Source organism: Streptomyces sp. HPF1205, from assembly GCF_020400825.1.
Classification (GTDB): Bacteria; Actinomycetota; Actinomycetes; order Streptomycetales; family Streptomycetaceae; genus Actinacidiphila.
In genome coordinates, this window is the sequence record NZ_JAINVH010000001.1 from 219848 (window position 1) to 236816 (window position 16969).

13 protein-coding genes are annotated in these 16969 nt (G+C 71.0%); all 13 read left to right on the forward strand.

The features are described from left to right. The first annotated feature begins 175 nt into the window (after positions 1–175). The 13 genes from K7G61_RS00925 to K7G61_RS00990 all read left to right on the forward strand — a co-directional run bounded on the left by K7G61_RS00925 (position 176) and on the right by K7G61_RS00990 (position 16697). The gene (locus K7G61_RS00925; protein WP_225844531.1) at positions 176–1432 is read left to right on the forward strand and encodes a beta-ketoacyl synthase; all 1257 of its coding nucleotides are present in this window, start codon (positions 176–178) and stop codon (positions 1430–1432) included. After that, a complete protein-coding gene (locus K7G61_RS00930; RefSeq protein WP_225844532.1) occupies positions 1429–2739 on the forward strand; it encodes a ketosynthase chain-length factor in 1311 nt (436 codons plus the stop codon). Before K7G61_RS00925 ends, K7G61_RS00930 begins: the two co-directional genes overlap by 4 nt. Before the next feature lie 124 nt (positions 2740–2863). Continuing rightward, positions 2864–3124 (forward strand): acyl carrier protein, encoded by a 261-nt coding sequence (locus K7G61_RS00935; RefSeq protein WP_225844533.1) that lies wholly within the window; start codon positions 2864–2866, stop codon positions 3122–3124. A 175-nt stretch (positions 3125–3299) separates the two neighbouring features. Beyond that, entirely contained in the window at positions 3300–4085 is a 786-nt protein-coding gene (gene fabG, locus K7G61_RS00940) for a 3-oxoacyl-ACP reductase FabG (RefSeq protein ID WP_225844534.1), read from the forward strand. 42 nt (positions 4086–4127) lie between these two features. Further along, positions 4128–5072 (forward strand): aromatase/cyclase, encoded by a 945-nt coding sequence (locus K7G61_RS00945; protein WP_225844535.1) that lies wholly within the window; start codon positions 4128–4130, stop codon positions 5070–5072. After that, positions 5069–8548 carry an FAD-dependent monooxygenase gene (locus K7G61_RS36815; protein ID WP_374204016.1) on the forward strand — a complete coding sequence of 1160 codons (3480 nt, stop codon included), beginning with the start codon at positions 5069–5071 and terminating at the stop codon, positions 8546–8548. The genes K7G61_RS00945 and K7G61_RS36815 overlap by 4 nt, the downstream gene beginning before the upstream one ends. Positions 8549–8655: 107 nt before the next feature. Then, positions 8656–9303 carry a nitroreductase/quinone reductase family protein gene (locus tag K7G61_RS00960; protein ID WP_225844536.1) on the forward strand — a complete coding sequence of 216 codons (648 nt, stop codon included), beginning with the start codon at positions 8656–8658 and terminating at the stop codon, positions 9301–9303. Between the two features lie 100 nt (positions 9304–9403). Continuing rightward, the gene (locus K7G61_RS00965; protein ID WP_225844537.1) at positions 9404–9628 is read left to right on the forward strand and encodes a hypothetical protein; all 225 of its coding nucleotides are present in this window, start codon (positions 9404–9406) and stop codon (positions 9626–9628) included. Then, positions 9625–10443 (forward strand): dienelactone hydrolase family protein, encoded by an 819-nt coding sequence (locus K7G61_RS00970; protein WP_225844538.1) that lies wholly within the window; start codon positions 9625–9627, stop codon positions 10441–10443. The genes K7G61_RS00965 and K7G61_RS00970 overlap by 4 nt, the downstream gene beginning before the upstream one ends. Before the next feature lie 179 nt (positions 10444–10622). Next, positions 10623–12263, forward strand: coding sequence for an MFS transporter (locus K7G61_RS00975; protein WP_225844539.1), 1641 nt, complete (start codon positions 10623–10625; stop codon positions 12261–12263). Then, a complete protein-coding gene (locus K7G61_RS00980; protein WP_225844540.1) occupies positions 12260–12910 on the forward strand; it encodes a hemerythrin domain-containing protein in 651 nt (216 codons plus the stop codon). The genes K7G61_RS00975 and K7G61_RS00980 overlap by 4 nt, the downstream gene beginning before the upstream one ends. A 441-nt stretch (positions 12911–13351) precedes the next feature. Continuing rightward, positions 13352–15130, forward strand: a complete 1779-nt coding sequence (locus tag K7G61_RS00985) for a tryptophan 7-halogenase (protein ID WP_308190563.1) — start codon at positions 13352–13354, stop codon at positions 15128–15130. 49 nt (positions 15131–15179) lie between these two features. Next, entirely contained in the window at positions 15180–16697 is a 1518-nt protein-coding gene (locus K7G61_RS00990; protein WP_225844541.1) for an FAD-binding oxidoreductase, read from the forward strand. Positions 16698–16969: the final 272 nt, after the last annotated feature.

Sequence of the window (16969 nt, forward strand, 5' to 3'; positions counted from 1 at the left end):
CCGCGTCCCGCCCGAGGACGGCTCCGCACGGCAGCACAGGGCTCCCCGCACGGCGGCTCAAGGCTGCGCTCGGCTGCGCACGGCTCGGCTCGGTCGGCAACGGCTGTGCTCGGCCGTGCGCCGGCCCCCGTACCAAACCCTCTCAACCAGATTCCCCGAAGGGAGCGGCGTCCACATGGGACGGCGAGTGGTGATAACCGGCATTGGGGTCGTGGCGCCGGGGGGTGTCGGCGTCAAGGACTTCTGGAGTCTGCTCAGCGACGGCCGCACCGCGACACGAGGCATCACGTTTTTCGATCCCACCCCGTTCCGTTCCCGCGTGGCGGCCGAGGTCGACTTCGACCCGGAAGCCCACGGACTGAGCCCGCAGGAGATCCGCCGGATGGACCGGGCGGCGCAGTTCGCGGTGGTGACCGCGGCCGAGGCGCTGGCCGGCAGCGGTCTGGACGCGGCGGACCTCGACCCGTACCGCACCGGCGTCACCGTCGGCAGCGCGGTGGGCGCCACCATGGGCCTGGACCAGGAGTACCGCGTCACCAGCGACGGCGGGCGGCTGGACCTCAACGACCACCGCTACGCGGTACCGCACCTCTACGACTACTTCGTACCCAGTTCGTTCGCGAGCGAGGTGGCCTGGTCCACCGGCGCCGAGGGGCCGGCCACGGTGGTCTCCACCGGCTGCACCTCCGGACTGGACTCGGTCGGGTACGCGGCCGAGCTGATCCGCGAGGGCAGCGTCGACGTGATGATCGCCGGCGCCACCGACGCCCCGATCTCCCCGATCACGGTCGCCTGCTTCGACGCGATCAAGGCCACCACCTCGCGCAACGACGACCCCGAGCACGCCTCCCGCCCCTTCGACGGCACCCGCAACGGCTTCGTCCTCGGCGAGGGTTCGGCGATGTTCGTCCTGGAGGAGTACGAGCGGGCCCGCGCGCGCGGCGCGCACGTCTACGCCGAGATCGCCGGGTACGCGACCCGCTCGAACGCCTTCCACATGACCGGGTTGCGTCCGGACGGCGCCGAGATGGCCGAGGCGATCCGCACCGCGCTGGCCGAGGCGCGGATGAATCCCGACGAGATCGACTACGTCAACGCGCACGGCTCGGGCACCAAGCAGAACGACCGCCACGAGACGGCGGCCGTCAAGCGGGTCCTGGGCGAGCACGCCTACCGCACCCCGATGAGCTCGATCAAGTCCATGGTCGGGCACTCGCTCGGCGCGATCGGCTCCATCGAGATCGCCGCCTCCGCGCTGGCCATCGAGAACAACCTGGTCCCGCCGACGGCCAACCTGCACGAGCCGGACCCGGAGTGCGACCTGGACTACGTCCCCCTCACCGCCCGCGAGCAGCGCACGGACACCGTGCTGACCGTGGGCAGCGGCTTCGGCGGCTTCCAGAGCGCGATGGTGCTGCGGAGGGTGGCATGAGCACCCCCGCGCCTGCGACCGCGCCTGCCCGGGCGACCGCGAACGCCCCGGCGGACGCGCCTGCCCCGGCGACCGCGAATGCGAACGCGACCGCGTCCGCCCGCGTCGTCGTCACCGGCATCGGCGTCACGGCCCCCAACGGCCTGGGCACGGACGCCTTCTGGGCGGCCACGCTGGAGGGCAGGAGCGGCATCGGGCCGGTCAGGAGGTTCGACGCGCAGGGCTACCCCGCCAAGCTGGCCGGCGAGGTCCCCGGCTTCGTCGCCGAGGACCACCTGCCCGGCCGGCTCATCCCGCAGACCGACCACATGACCCGGCTCGCCCTGGTCGCCGCCGACTGGGCGCTCGCGGACGCGGGCGTCACGCCCGGCGAGTGGGAGCAGTTCGACATGGGCGTGGTCACCGCCAGTTCGGCCGGCGGCTTCGAGTTCGGCGGCAACGAACTGCGGAAGCTGTGGGCCAAGGGCGGGCAGTACGTCAGCGCGTACCAGTCCTTCGCCTGGTTCTACGCCGTGAACACCGGTCAGATCTCCATCCGCAACGGGATGAAGGGCCCCAGCGGTGTCGTCGTCTCCGACCAGGCGGGCGGCCTCGACGCCCTCGCCCAGGCCCGGCGGGCGATCCGCAGGGGCAGCCGGCTGATCGTCTCCGGCGGGGTTGACGGGTCGATCTGCCCGTGGGGCTGGATCGCGCAGCTCGCCGCCGGGCGGCTGAGCACCGACGACGACCCGGCCACCGCCTTCCGCCCGTTCGACGCGGGGGCGGCCGGCTACGTCCCCGGCGAGGGCGGCGCGCTGCTCGTCCTCGAGGACGCCGCATCCGCGCGGGCCCGCGGCGCGCGCGTGTACGGCGAACTCGCCGGATACGCCGCCACCTTCGACCCGCGGCCGGGCAGCGGGCGCGAGCCCGGGCTGCGGCGGGCGATCGTGACCGCCCTGGCGGACGCGGGACTGACGCCCGCCGACATCGACGTGGTCTTCGCCGACGGGGCCGGCGTACCGGAACTCGACCGGCAGGAGGCCGCGGCCATCGGCGCGGTCTTCGGGCCGCGCGGGGTGCCGGTCACCGCCCCCAAGACCATGACGGGACGCCTCTACTCCGGCGCCGCCTCCCTCGACACGGCCGCCGCGCTGCTGTCGATCAGGGACGGGGTCGTCCCGCCCACCACCAATGTCGCGCCCGCGCCCGAGTACGCCCTCGACCTCGTCACAGGGCACGCCCGCCGCGCCCGTGTCGACGCGGCCCTGGTGATCGCCCGCGGCTACGGCGGCTTCAACTCCGCGCTGGTCGTGCGCCGCCCCCGGTGACCCGGGCCCCCGGCGTCTCCACGCCACCCGCGGCTCCACGCCACCCGTCCCGACGCCACCTCGCCCCGGCGCCACCCCGTTCCTCGACGCCTCGCGCGTTTCACCCGCCCCAGAAGGGACCGCCATGGAACTCACCATCGATGACCTCAAGCGCATCCTGCGCGCCGCCGCCGGCGAGGAAGAAGGCATCGACCTCGACGGCGACATCCTCGACCAGACCTTCGAGAACCTCGGTTACGACTCGCTGGCCCTGCTGGAGACCGGCAGCATCATCGAGCGCGAGCACGGGATCGAGCTGGAGGACACGGCGGTCACCGTCGCCGAGACGCCGCGTGTCCTGCTCTCGGTCGTCAACGAGCAGCTCGCCGCCGCGCGCGCGGCCTGAGCCGCACCGGCACCGAGGGCCGCGGCCGACGAGGGCCGGCCCGGAGCCGTCAACGGGCTCGTACGGGCTCGGGCGGGCTCGTGCGGGTTCATGGAGGCCCCTGCGGGCTCATGCGGGCCGGCCAAGGCCCGCGCACCACCCCACCAGGCACAGCACACCACTCGGAGGAGCAGTCATGTCGAACGAGGGGCAGCGGGTCGCTCTCGTCACCGGGGCCACCAGCGGGATCGGGCTCGCCGTCACGCGGACCCTGGCGGCGGGCGGACACTCGGTGTTCATCTGCGCGCGGACGCCGGAGAGCGTGGAAGTGACCGTCAAGGAACTGCGCGACGAGGGACTGGACGTCGACGGCACCGCGTGCGACGTGACGTCGAAGGCCGACGTCAAGGCGTTCGTGTCGGCCGCGGTCGAACGCTTCGGGCCGGTGGACGTCCTGGTGAACAACGCCGGCCGCAGCGGTGGCGGGGTGACCGCCGACATCGAGGACGAGCTGTGGTTCGCGGTGATGGACACCAACCTCAACAGCGTGTTCCTGATGACCCGCGAGGTCCTGAACACCGGCGGCATGCGCCACCGCGACCGCGGCCGGATCATCAACATCGCCTCCACCGCGGGCAAGCAGGGCGTCGTGCTGGGCGCCCCGTACTCCGCCTCCAAGCACGGCGTGGTCGGCTTCACCAAGGCCCTGGGCAACGAGCTGGCGCCCACCGGCATCACCGTCAACGCCGTCTGCCCCGGCTACGTCGAGACGCCGATGGCTCAGCGGGTCCGGCAGGGCTACGCGGCCGCGTACGACACCAGTGAGGAAGCGATTCTGCAGAGGTTCCAGGCCAAGATCCCGCTCGGCCGCTACTCCACCCCGGACGAGGTGGCCGGACTCGTCGGCTACCTCGCCACGGACACCGCCGCCTCCATCACCGCCCAGGCCATCAACGTCTGCGGCGGTCTCGGCAACTTCTGACTCCTTTACCCAGGCCCGCGCGAGTGTGAGGGGAAACCAGCCATGACGCACAACGGCCACCGCGAGGTGGAGCACGAGATCACGATCAGCGCGCCGGCCGCCGCCGTCTACCGGCTGATCGCCGAGGTGGAGAACTGGCCGCGGATCTTCCCGCCCACGGTCTTCGTCGACCACGTGGAGCGCTCCGCGGACCAGGAGCGGATCCGGATCTGGGCGACGGCGGGCGGCACCGCGAAGAACTGGACCTCGCGCCGCGTGCTGGACCCGCGCGAGCTGCGGATCGAGTTCCGCCAGGAGGTCTCCGCCCCGCCGGTCGCGGCCATGGGCGGCACCTGGATCATCGAGCCGCTCTCCAGCGGCGAGTCCCGGGTGCGGCTGCTGCACGACTACCGGGCCATCGACGACGACCCGGACGGCCTGCGGTGGATCGACGAGGCGGTGGACCGCAACAGCCGGTCCGAACTGGCGGCGCTGAAGGCCAACGTCGAGGCCGCCGTCAACTCCGAGGACCTGCTGCTGTCCTTCACCGACACGGTGCGGATCAACGGCCACGCCAAGGACGTCTACGACTTCATCAACGAGGCCCAGCTGTGGAAGGAGCGGCTGCCGCACGTGGCCCGGGTCTCGCTGCAGGAGGAGACGCCCGGGCTGCAGATCCTGGAGATGGACACCCTCACCAAGGACGGCTCCTCGCACACCACCAAGTCGGTCCGGGTGACCTTCCCGCACAGCCGGATCGTGTACAAGCAGATCACGCTGCCCGCGCTGATGACGCTGCACACCGGCTACTGGCTGTTCGAGGAGGACTCCGAGGGCGTCAACGCCACCTCGCAGCACACCGTGGTGATCAACACCGCCAACATCGCGCGGATCCTCGGCGAGTCGGCGACCGTGGCGGACGCCAAGGACTACGTGCAGAACGCGCTGAGCACCAACAGCCGCGCGACGCTGGGCCACGCCAAGGACTACGCGGAAGGCCGGCGGTGAGCGGCGGCACGGTGGGTACGGGCGGTACGGGCGGTACGGGACGCGCGGGCGGCACGGGCCGGGAGCACCACCAGGTCGTGATCGTGGGCGCCGGGCCGGTGGGACTGCTGCTGGCCGGCGAGCTGCGGCTGGGCGGGGCCGAGGTCGTGGTGCTGGAGCGGCTCGCCGAGCCGACCACCGAGTCGCGCGCCTCCACGCTGCACGCCCGCACCATGGAACTGCTCGACCAGCGCGGTCTGCTGGCCGACCTCGGCACTCCGCCCAACGAGCCGATGGGCCACTTCGGCGGCATCCCGCTGCCGCTGACCGGGCCCACCACCCGCTACCCGGGCCAGTGGAAGGTTCCGCAGGCCGCCGCCGAGGCCCTGCTCGCCCGCTGGGCGGCCGGGCTCGGCGCGGACATCCGCCGCCGGCACGAACTGGTCTCCCTCGCACAGGCCCCCGACCGCGTCGAGGCCGAGGTGGCCACACCGGCCGGCGCGGTGCGGCTGACCGCCGACTACCTGGTCGGCTGCGACGGCGAGGACAGCGCGGTACGGCGGCTGGCCGGGTTCGCCTTCCCCGGCTCGGACGCCACCAAGGAACTGCTGCGGGCCGACGTCCTTGGCCTCGACATCCCCAACCGGCGCTTCCAGCGGCTGCCGCACGGGGTGGCCATCGCCGCCACCCGTGACGGCGTCACCCGCGTCATGATGCACGAGTTCGGCCGCGAGGTGCGCCCCCGTACCGGCGAACCGGAGTTCGCCGAGATCGCCGCGACCTGGCGGCGCGTCACCGGCGAGGACATCTCGGGCGGGACCCCGGTGTGGCGCAACGCCTTCGGCAACACCACCCGGCAGGCCGCCGCGTACCGGCAGGGCCGGGTGCTGCTGGCCGGGGACGCCGCGCACCGGCAGATGCCGGTCGGCGGGCAGGCGCTCAACCTGGGCCTGCAGGACGCCGCCAACCTCGGCTGGAAACTCGCCGCCGAGGTCACCGGCCGGGCGCCGGCCGGGCTGCTGGACACGTACCACGCCGAGCGGCACGCGGTCGGGGCGCGGGTGCTGGCCAACATCGAGGCGCAGACCGTGATCCTCTTCGGCGGCCCCGAGGTCGAGTCCGTGCGCGACTCCACCGCCGAGATGATCGAGCGGATCCCGGTGGTCCGCGGCCACCTCGCCGGCATGATCAGCGGCCTGGACATCCGGTACGAGACAGGCGGCCACGCCCTGGCCGGCCGCCGCGTCCCGCACATCGAGCTGACCGCCGGCGGACGGCCGACCAGCACGACGGCCCTGCTGCGGCCGGGCCGCGGTGTGCTGCTGGAGCTCGGCGGCGGGCGGCGCCCGAGGACGGCGGCAGCCGCGGGCGGCTGGGCGGGCCGGGTGGACGTGGTGACGGCGACGGCCGCGCCCGGTTCGGCACTGGACGGCGTACGCACGGTGCTGCTGCGGCCCGACGGATACGTGGCCTGGGCCGCGGCCCGCGCCACCGATCCCGTACCGGCGCTGCGCCGCTGGTTCGGCGAGCCGCGGCCCGCCGAGGCGGCCCTGCCCGGCGAGGCCGGCACCGAAGCCGCGCACGCAGCCGCTCCGGAAGCCGTACGGGAAGCCGCTCCCGCTCCCGCGTCCGCCGCCGTTCCCGCGGCTGCTCCCGCGTCCGCCGCCGTTCCCGTACCCGCCCCCGTGCCCGTACCCGCCGCCGCGGGCGCGCCCGTACCCGCGGCCGCGACGACCTTCGCACGGCACGACGACGCACGCACGACACCCACGCCAACCCGAGCAGGAAGGGGCGCCTCCGTGCCCAGCAAAGCCAAGGCAGTCGTGCCGGCCACCAAGGCCGGCGAGCAGCAGAACTGCGATGTCCTGATCATCGGCTCGGGCCTGGCGGGCTCGGTCAGCGCCTCGATCCTGGCCCGCAACGGCGCCAAGGTGGTGCTCGTCGACGCCGCCAGCCACCCCAGGATGGCGATCGGCGAGTCGATGACCCCGCAGCTCATCGAGTGGCTGCACATCCTCGCGGAGCGGTTCGACATCCCCGAGCTGCACCACCTGCTCGACGTGAAGGCCGTGCACCGCCACATCGGCCCCTTCCACGGCAAGAAGCAGTCCTTCGGCTTCATCAGGCACGAGGCGGGCAAGGAGCCCGACCCGCGCGAGGCCTGCCAGTTCGTGATCCCGAAGCTGCTGACCGAGGCCAGCCACCTGTTCCGGCAGGACACCGACGCCTACTACTTCCACGTCGCGGCCAAGTACGGCACGCTCACCCGGCAGAACTGGCGGGTCGCCGATCTCGACTTCGACGACGACGGGGTGACCGTCACCGGCCAGAACGGCGAGGTCTTCCGGGCCCGCTACCTCATCGACGCCTCCGGCTTCCGCTCGCTGCTGGCCGAGAAGTTCGACCTGCGCGACAAGCCGGCCCGTTTCAAGCACCACGCCCGGTCGCTGTTCACGCACTACATCGGCGTCAAGCCGTTCGACGACGTCAGCCACCACCCGCACAGCCTGCGCCCGCCGAAGGTCTCGCCCTGGAACGGCGGCACCCTGCACCACCTCATCGAGCGCGGCTGGTTCTGGATCATCCCCTTCAACAACGTGGAGGGGTCCAAGAACCCGGTGTGCAGCGTCGGCCTGACCTTCGACGAGCGGACGTACCCCAAGCCGAAGGACATGACGCCGGAAGAGGAGTTCAACAAGTACCTCGACATGTACCCGGCGGTGAAGCGGCAGTTCGAGGGCGCCAAGCGGGTCCGCGAGTGGGTGTCCACCGACCGGCTGCAGTACAGCTCCAAGCAGTCCATCGGCTACCGCTGGTGCCTGATGTCGCACGCGGCCGGCTTCCTGGACCCGCTGTACTCGCGCGGCCTGTCCAACACCTTCGAGGTCGTCTACTCGCTGATGGCGCGGCTGCTGCCGGCGCTGCAGGACGACGACTTCTCGGTGGAGCGGTTCGAGTACGTCGACCGGCTGGAGCGCGGCCTGCTCCACTACAACGACCAGCTCGTCAACAGCTCGTACATCGCCTTCTCGCACTTCCGGCTGTTCAACGCGGTCTTCCGGGTCTGGGGCGGCTTCCTGACCCCCGGCGTGATGCGGCTGACCCGGGCGCGGGTCAACTACACGCTCACCGGTGACGAGAGCCATCTGGAGCAGCTGGAGAAGATCGACTACCCGGGGCTGTGGTACCCGGACCCGGTCTTCCGGGAGATCCTCGAACTGACCGCGGAGACCTGCGAGAAGTACGAGGCGGGCGCCATCGACGGCGACACCGCCGCCGACATCGTCTTCGACGCGCTCAACAACTGCGACCTGCTGAACCCGACGTTCGGCTGGAAGGACCCGGAGGACACCCGGTTCATCGTGCCGACCACCGCGATGATGGCGAAGTTCATGTACTGGGGCATCCGCAAGGCCCCGGGGCAGATGCGCGACCTCGCCTCCTCCACCCTGAGCGGCACCATCCGCGCCGGCATCAAGGGCCGCAAGCTCCTGTGACCGCCCCCGCCGGACTCCCGGCGGACTTCCCGGCGGCCCCCTCCGCCGCCTCCCGACCCACACCTCCGCGGGACCCCCCGACGACGGACCAAGGAAAGGGCACACCCATGCAGACCTCCCCGAAGCCCATGACCGAAGACGCCATGGACTCCTCGATGGGCGACACCTCGGTGATCCGGGAGACCAACGCGCTGACCTCCTGGGCCACCACCCGGCCCGAGCTCAACGCGGGCCCCCTGATGCGGGCCTTCGTGCGCTTCAACGTCTACCTGTACTCCAAGCCCCCGGGCGGCATCCAGAAGCGCGTGAACAAGTTCTTCCTCAACGTCAACGTGTGGGCCTACCAGCGCTCCCAGGGCCGGATCATGGGCCGGTTCGGCGACCTGGACGCGCTGCTGCTGCACACCATGGGCCGCAAGTCCGGCAAGCCGCGGGTCGTGCCGCTGGGCTACCAGTTCGAGAACGGCGTCTTCTACGCGGTCGCCGTCCCCGGCCACTTCGACGTGCCCGGCGGCCCGAAGGCCATCCACCCGGCCTGGTACCTGAACGTCAAGGCCACGCCCGAGGCGACCATCGACATCGGCCGCGAGCAGATCGACGTGGTCGTCGACGAGATATACGGCGCCGAGCGGGACCGGATCTGGAAGATGTACACGGATGTCTACCCCTTCATCTGGGAGTTCCAGAACCGGGCCAGCCGGCTGATCCCGGTGGTGCGGTTCACCCCGAAGGACATGCTCACCGACGGCAAGTGACGCGGCGGGGCCCGTCGCGCCGGGCCCCGCCGCCCCCGGCCCCCCGTACCACCCCCACGTATCCCTGGTTCCACCGCGACCCGGAGGGAAGCGCCCTGGCATGACAACCGATTCGCAACTACCGTCCCGGAAGGGGCCGACGCCGGTGCGCACCTGGATCACGGTCGGCACGCTGGCCGCGAGCCTGCTGACGTCCGCCAACAAGTTCCGCAAGGCGAACGGCTCCACGGACTACGTCGACCACGTCGACGTGATAGCCAGTTTCACCACCTTCTTCGTGCTCGCCGTGCGGGCGGGCCGGGGACTGAAGAGGAGAACTCCGTGACCGGTTCCGCTCCGACCTCCACCCTGACCGGCTGGCGCAAGGCGGCCTTCACCGGGGCCGGGCTCACCCACGACGTGTACGAGAAGGGCAGCGGGTCCGGCGTCGTCCTCGTCCCGGAGATCCCCGGCATGACCCCCGAGGTGCTGGGCCTGGGCGACCACCTCGTCAAGCAGGGCTTCACCGTCGCTATCCCCTCGCCGTTCGGCGAGCCGGGCCGCAAGGCGAGCGCGGGGTACGGCATCGCCACCTTCGCCAAGCTGTGCGTGTCGGCGGAGTTCCGGGCCTTCGCCACCAACGCGCACCGGCCCATCGCCGACTACCTGAAGGCGGTCGCCCGCGACCTGGCCGGGCGCACCCCGGGACCTGGGGTCGGCATCATCGGCATGTGCTTCACCGGCGGCTTCGCGCTGGCCGCCGCCGTGGACGACGCGGTGCTGGCGCCCGTGCTCAGCCAGCCGGTGCTGCCCTTCCCGCTCGGGGCCGCGCGGGCCGCCGACCCGGGACTGTCGAAGGAGGAGCTGGACACCGTCGTCGCCCGCACCAGGAACGAGGGCCTGTGTGTGCTGGGCCTGCGCTTCAGCGAGGACCGCGGCTCCACCCGGCCGAAGTTCGCCTCCCTGCGCCGGGCCCTCGGCGACGCCTTCGAGGTGATCGAACTGGACTCCTCCAAGGGCAACGCGGGCGGCTTCTCCTCCGGCGCCCACTCCGTGCTGACCGGCGAGGTCCGCGAGACCCCGGGGCACCCGGCGCTCGCGGCCCGTGAGCGGGTGGTGGAGTTCCTCCGCGAACGGCTGGCACCGGCCGCCGGGGCCTGAGCGCCCGTACGGGACGGCCGTACGCATCGCCCGGCGCGAGGGCGCTTACCGGACCCTTTGCCTACGGAGCGCGGCCCGGCGATGTGTCCTGCGTCTCATCGGGACGCGGCCGGCCGGCCCATGTCACACCTCGCACCCCCGGGCATCTCTTGTGTTCATGGGACCGGTGAGGAGGAACCGTGAACAAGTGGCGAGGCAATCCGTGGGTCATCCTGGTGATCCTGTCCTTCGGCTTCTTCATGACCCTGCTCGACCTGACGATCGTCAACATCGCGATCCCCGACATGGTCGACAGCCTGGACGCGTCGCTGGACCAGATCCTGTGGGTGGTCAACGCCTACACGCTGGGCCTGGCCGTGCTGCTGATCACCGCCGGCCGGCTCGGTGACCTGCGCGGCAAGAAGACGCTGTTCATGGCGGGGGTCAGCCTGTTCACCGCGGCCAGCCTGGCCTGCGGTCTGGCGCAGAGCCCGGGCCAGCTCATCGCGTTCCGTGCCGTGCAGGGCGTCGGCGCCGCGCTGCTGCTGCCGCAGACCCTGTCGATGATCGTCGACGTCTTCCCCGAGGAGAGGCGCGGCGTGGCGCTGGGCATCTGGGGCACGGTCGCGGGCCTCGCCTCGGTGGCCGGCCCGAGCCTGGGCGGCCTGCTGGTCACGAAGCTGGACTGGCGCTGGATCTTCGTCATCAACGTGCCCATCGGGGTCGCGGTGGTGGCCGCCTCGGCGGTGGTCATGCCGAACGCGACCCGCGCGGTACGGCACCGCTTCGACGTCCCCGGCGTCCTGCTCGCCACCGCCGCGCTGTTCCTGCTCGCCTTCGGCCTGATCGAGGGCCAGAAGTACGACTGGGACGCGGCGATCTGGGCGACGCTGGCCGGCGCCGCGGTACTGCTCACGGTCTTCCTGCTCTACCAGCGCGGCCAGCAGGACAACGAGCCGCTGGTGCCGTTCGAGCTGTTCAAGGACCGCAACTTCTCGGTGGTCAACTTCGTCGGGGTCGCGGTGTCCTTCGGGATCGTCGGGCTGATCCTGCCGCTGACCATCTACCTGCAGTCCGTCCTGGGCTTCAGCGCGCTCAAGGCCGGCGGGGTGCTGGTCCCGATGGCGGTCGGCTCGATCATCACCGCCGGGCCGTCCGGCGTGGTGGCCGACAAGATCGGCGGCAAGTACATCCTGGTGGCCGGGCTGCTGGCCTTCGGCGGCGGCATCGGCTGGATCGCGGCGACCGCGAAGCCGGGCGAGAGCTGGACCGGACTGGTCGCGCCGGTGGTCCTCATCGGCCTGGGCATGGGCTGCACCTTCACCCCGATGGCCACCGAGGTGATGCGCAACGTGCCGCCCCGGCTGACCGGCGCGGCCTCCGGCGTCAACAACGCGCTGCGGCAGGTCGGTTCCGTGCTGGCCGGCGCGGTGATCGGCGCGGTGCTGCAGAGCCAGCTCGTCTCGGCGCTGCGCGACCAGGCCCGGCAGCGCGCGGGCGCGGTCCCGGCCGGCTACCGCGAGCGGTTCCTGCACACCTTCGACGAGGCCGGCAAGCACCTGGCGGTCGGCGGCCGGAGCGGCGGCGGGATGCAGCCGCCCAAGGGGGCGTCCCCCGACGTGGCCCACCGCGTCCAGGACGCGGCCGCCGCGGTCTTCGGCCACGGTTTCGTCCACGCGATGAAACCCACCATGCTCGTGCCCGTCGGGGTCCTGCTGGTCGGGGTGGTCGCCTGCCTGAGCATCGTCAGCCCGCGCGGCCCGGCCGCCAACCCGCACGGCCTGCCCGCCGCCGCGGACGACGCGCTCGTCTCCGCGCGAACAGAAGCGAAGGAATCATGACTACCGAAACAGAACGCATCGTCACCGCCAATTCGCCCGACCGGATCAACTTCACCGAGATGTACGTCACCCACGACGGTTTCCGCCGCGACCTGGAGCGGCTGGCGGCCGCGGCCTCCGCGGGCAGGGCGGACTCCCCGCAGGTCCGCGAGGGATGGGAGACCTTCAAACGGCAGCTGCACGTCCACCACACCGTGGAGGACGAGTGGCTGTGGCCCAAGCTCCGCCAGCGTGTGGCCGGCCGCCCCGACGACCTGGCGCTGCTGGACGCGATGGAGGCCGAGCACTCGGTGATCGACCCGCACCTGGAGGCGGTGGACGCGGCGATGGCGCGGCGCGACCCCGACCTCACCGCCAAGGTGGAGGAGCTGCGGGCCGGCCTGGACGGCCACCTGTCGCACGAGGAGACCGACGCGCTGCCGCTCATCCAGCAGGTGATGACGCCCAAGGACTGGGCCGGATTCCGCGGCGCGATGGCCCGCAAGCAGAAACTCGGCGGCGCCGCCGAATGGGTTCCGTGGATCACCGACGGAATGTCGCCCGCGGACGCCGGGAAGTGGCTGCGGCGGATGCCGCCGCCGCTGCGCCTGCTGAACAAGGTGTCGTGGGAGGGACGTTACCGCAAGCGCAATCTGTGGAGCTGGTGAAGCCGCGGAACGCGCGTTTCGACGACACTCGCGGAGCGGTGCGGACATATCAGTGAACAACGCCCGACAGGCGTGAGCGAATCCGGAACCGGTCCGGAACCGGTCCGGAAACGACCCCGGACCGAACCGGGTTGACACGTCTCGATTCGGCATGTCACGCTTCTCGCAGCGGTAGACGTATGCCCGCACCCGTGCCTTGATTTTGATCGCCGGACCTGCCCTCCCGGGGCCAGGCCCGGCGATTCTTTTTGCCCGCTGCCGGTTTTCCCGCGCGCGTTTCGCCCGACGGGTTTCCGCTGAGCGGGTCCCGCCCGCGCCAGTTCGCTTGTCGCCGGCACCCTTGCCCGCAGTCCTGCCTGTGAATGTGCCCGTGAATGTGCCTGTTGTTTGCCTGTGGAAATGCCTGTGGATCACGCGGAATCGAGCAGAGAGGGGCGCACTGTGCCCAGCAAGCCCAAGGAAGAAGTTCCGGCGGCCACCGCCTCCAAGGCCGCGGCCAAGGCCCCCGCGGCGGCCCCGGCCACCGCCCCGTCCCCGGTCACGGCCGCCGCTTCGGCCCCGGCCAAGGCCCCCGAGCAGTGCGATGTGCTGATCGTCGGCTCGGGCCTGGCGGGCTCGGTGAGCGCGTCGATCCTGGCCCGCCAGGGCAAGAAGGTCGTCATGGTCGACGCCGCCAGCCACCCCAGGATGGCGATCGGTGAGTCGATGACCCCGCAGCTCATCGAGTGGCTGCACATCCTCTCGCTGCGCTTCGACGTGCCCGAGCTGAAGCACCTGCTCGACATCAAGGCCGTCACCAAGTACATCGGCCCCAAGCACGGCAGGAAGCAGTCCTTCGGCTTCATGCGGCACACCCCGGGCAACGAGCCCGACCCGCGCGAGGCGACCCAGTTCGTGATCCCGAAGCTGCTGACCGAGGCCAGCCACCTGTTCCGGCAGGACACCGACACGTACTACTTCAACGTCGCGGCCAAGTACGGCGCCGTGACCAGGCAGAACTGGCGTGTGTCGGACCTGGACTTCGACGACGACGGGGTGACCGTCACCGGCCAGAACGGCGAGGTCTTCCGGGCCCGCTACCTCATCGACGCCTCCGGCTTCCGCTCACTGCTGGCCGAGAAGTTCGGCCTGCGCGAGCAGCCGGCCCGCTTCAAGCACCACTCGCGCTCGCTGTTCACGCACTACATCGGCGTGAAGCCCTTCGACGACGTGTGCCACCACCCCAACAGCCTGCGCCCGCCGGCCGCCTCCCCGTGGAGCGGCGGCACCATGCACCACCTCATCGAGCGCGGCTGGTTCTGGATCATCCCGTTCAACAACTTCAAGGGCTCGATGAACCCGATCACCAGCGTGGGACTGACCTTCGACGAGCGGCTCTACCCCAAGCCGAAGGACATGACGCCGGAGGAGGAGTTCAACAAGTACCTCGACATGTACCCGGCGGTGAAGCGGCAGTTCGAGGGCGCCAAGCGGGTCCGCGAATGGGTCTCGACCGACCGGCTGCAGTACAGCTCCAAGCAGTCCATCGGCTACCGCTGGTGCCTGATGTCGCACGCGGCCGGCTTCCTGGACCCGCTGTTCTCCCGCGGCCTGTCCAACACCTTCGAGGTGGTGTACGCCCTGCTCAGCCGGCTCATCCCCGCGCTGGACGAGGACGACTTCGCGGTCGAGCGCTTCGAGTACGTCGAGACCGTCGAGCGCGGCCTGCTGCACTACAACGACGCGCTGGTCAACAGCTCGTACATCTCGTTCAACCACTTCCCGCTGTGGAACGCGGTCTTCCGGGTGTGGTCCGCCTTCCTCACCCCCGGCGTGATGCGGCTGACCCGGGCCCGGCAGAACTACGCGCTCACCGGTGACGTCAAGTGGCTGGACGCTCTGGAAAACACCCTCCACCCGGGGCTGTGGTGGCCGGAGAGCCACGAGTTCAAGCAGATACTCGACCTCATGGCCGAGACCTGTGAGAAATACGAAGCAGGCAGCATAGACGGTGACACGGCCGCCGAAATCATCATGAAGAGCCTGCGGGACTGCGCTCTGGTCAACCCGGTCTTCCAGTGGACCGACCCGGAAGTGAAGTTTGTCCTCCCCAGTACGTTGATGATGGGGAAATTCATGTACTGGGGCACGCGCAAGGCACCTGCGGAAATGCGGGAACTCGCGCAGGACACACTCCGCGGGATTGTCCGTTCGGGTCTCAAGGGCAAGAAACTGCTCTAATGTGATCGCTCGTCAGCATCCATTCGAGCCAATGAAAGTTGGGCCGAAGATGATCAGTCGGAGAACAGTCCTGGGAGCCGGGGCGGGCGCCGTCGCTCTCAGTGGACTGGGCAACACCGTGAGCTGGGCCGGCAGCGGTGTGCCGTGGAGTCAACTCCGTTCGCATCTCCAGGGCACGCTCGTGCTGCCCACGGACCCGGGTTATACGACCGCCAAGCAACTGGACCTCCAGCAGTTCGACGCCGTCAACCCCAAAGCGGTCGCGTACTGCGCCAGTGAGACGGACGTGGCCACCTGCCTGACGTTCGCACAGGACAACCGCCTGCCGTTCGCCGTCCGCAGCGGCGGCCACAGCACCGGCGGCTACTCCACGAGCACCGGGCTGGTCCTCGACGTGTCCCGGCTCGACTCCATATCCGTCGGTCCGGGCACCGCGCGGTTCGGTCCCGGGGCGCAGAACGTCGACGCGATCGCCGCCCTGTCCCCGTACGGCCTGGCGATACCCGGCGGGTACTGCCCGACGGTGGCCGTCGGCGGCTTCTACCAGGGCGGCGGTCTCGGCATACTCACCCGCTCCGGCGGGGTCGCCTCGGACCGACTGGTGTCGGCGCGGGTCGTGCTGGCGAACGGCCGGACGGTCACCGCCTCGGCCACCTGCAACCGCGATCTGTACTGGGCGCTCAGGGGCGGTGGCGGCGGCAACTTCGGCGTCGTCACCTCCTTCGAGATATCGCCCGTGCCGGTCGCGGCCGGCATCGGCGTGGTCAACCTCACCTGGACCTGGGACCGGGCCGCCGACGTCCTCGACGGCTACGCGCGCTGGTCGGTGGACGCCCCCAGAACCGTCACCGGCGGCGGCTTCCTCCAACTGTTCGACGCCGCGCCGGGCAACCCGGGTGTGCCGATGGTCTTCGTGGCCTCGACCGGCAGCACCGCGGAACTCGACAGCGAGGTCGCCCGGCTGATCGCGCTGACCGGGCCGCCGGCCCAACGCACACCCACCGGTGTGCTGCCGTACCAGGACCTGATGATGAACTTCTACCAGTGCGCGGCGGACACCGTCACCCAGTGCCACCGCGCCGACACCGAGCCCGGCGGCCTCCTCACCCGCCCGGCCTTCGGGCTGCAGCGCAGCCGGTTCTTCGACCGGCTGCCGAGCCGCGACCTGTGGGACTCCCTGGCGGCCCACTTCGACACCAGCGGCCGTCAGCCGGGGCAGCACCACATCCTCGAACTGCTGCCGATGGGCGGCGCGGTGGGCGATCTGGGGCGCACCGACACCGCCTACGTGCACCGGGACGCGCTGTTCACCCTCAACCTGCTGGTGGACATCGAGGACCCGGCGGCCGCGGACTCCGCGGGGCGCGCGGCCGGGCACCATTTCGTCGATGACGGGTTCGCCCTGATCGACCCGCAGTCGGCGAGGGAGACCTACCAGAACTTCATCGATCCCGCGCTGACCGACTGGCGTTCGTCGTACTACGCGGAGAACTACCCGCGGCTGGCGTGGATCAAGGGCAAGTACGATCCGTACGGCGCGTTCGACTTCGCGCAGAGCATCGACTGACGCCGCCGGCGACAGGGCCGAGCCCCCGTCCCGCCCCGCATCGGCCAACCGTTCCGAACCCCTGGTCACGGCGCGTGCAAACGCCCACCAGGCCCCGGCGGGAAGGCTGTTGAGGCGGTTCGGCGGGTCCTCGGCCCTGTCGCTCATCTACACTGGAATCACGGACCGGTCGCGCCCCGGGCCCATCCCGTCACCGCAGTGCGTGACGGCGAACGACTCAGTACCTGCGCCAGCACGGCGCGGGGCCCGTCTGTGCGGGGCGGCACCGGAGC

What these genes read in the sequence shown, in the direction of transcription:
- K7G61_RS00960 (WP_225844536.1), top strand. Translation starts at nt 8,656, where the DNA reads ATGCAGACCTCCCCGAAGCCCATGACCGAAGACGCCATGGACTCCTCG.
- K7G61_RS00925 (WP_225844531.1), top strand. Translation starts at nt 176, where the DNA reads ATGGGACGGCGAGTGGTGATAACCGGCATTGGGGTCGTGGCGCCGGGG.
- K7G61_RS00930 (WP_225844532.1), top strand. Translation starts at nt 1,429, where the DNA reads ATGAGCACCCCCGCGCCTGCGACCGCGCCTGCCCGGGCGACCGCGAAC.
- K7G61_RS00990 (WP_225844541.1), top strand. Translation starts at nt 15,180, where the DNA reads ATGATCAGTCGGAGAACAGTCCTGGGAGCCGGGGCGGGCGCCGTCGCT.
- K7G61_RS00980 (WP_225844540.1), top strand. Translation starts at nt 12,260, where the DNA reads ATGACTACCGAAACAGAACGCATCGTCACCGCCAATTCGCCCGACCGG.
- fabG (WP_225844534.1), top strand. Translation starts at nt 3,300, where the DNA reads ATGTCGAACGAGGGGCAGCGGGTCGCTCTCGTCACCGGGGCCACCAGC.
- K7G61_RS00935 (WP_225844533.1), top strand. Translation starts at nt 2,864, where the DNA reads ATGGAACTCACCATCGATGACCTCAAGCGCATCCTGCGCGCCGCCGCC.
- K7G61_RS00965 (WP_225844537.1), top strand. Translation starts at nt 9,404, where the DNA reads ATGACAACCGATTCGCAACTACCGTCCCGGAAGGGGCCGACGCCGGTG.
- K7G61_RS00945 (WP_225844535.1), top strand. Translation starts at nt 4,128, where the DNA reads ATGACGCACAACGGCCACCGCGAGGTGGAGCACGAGATCACGATCAGC.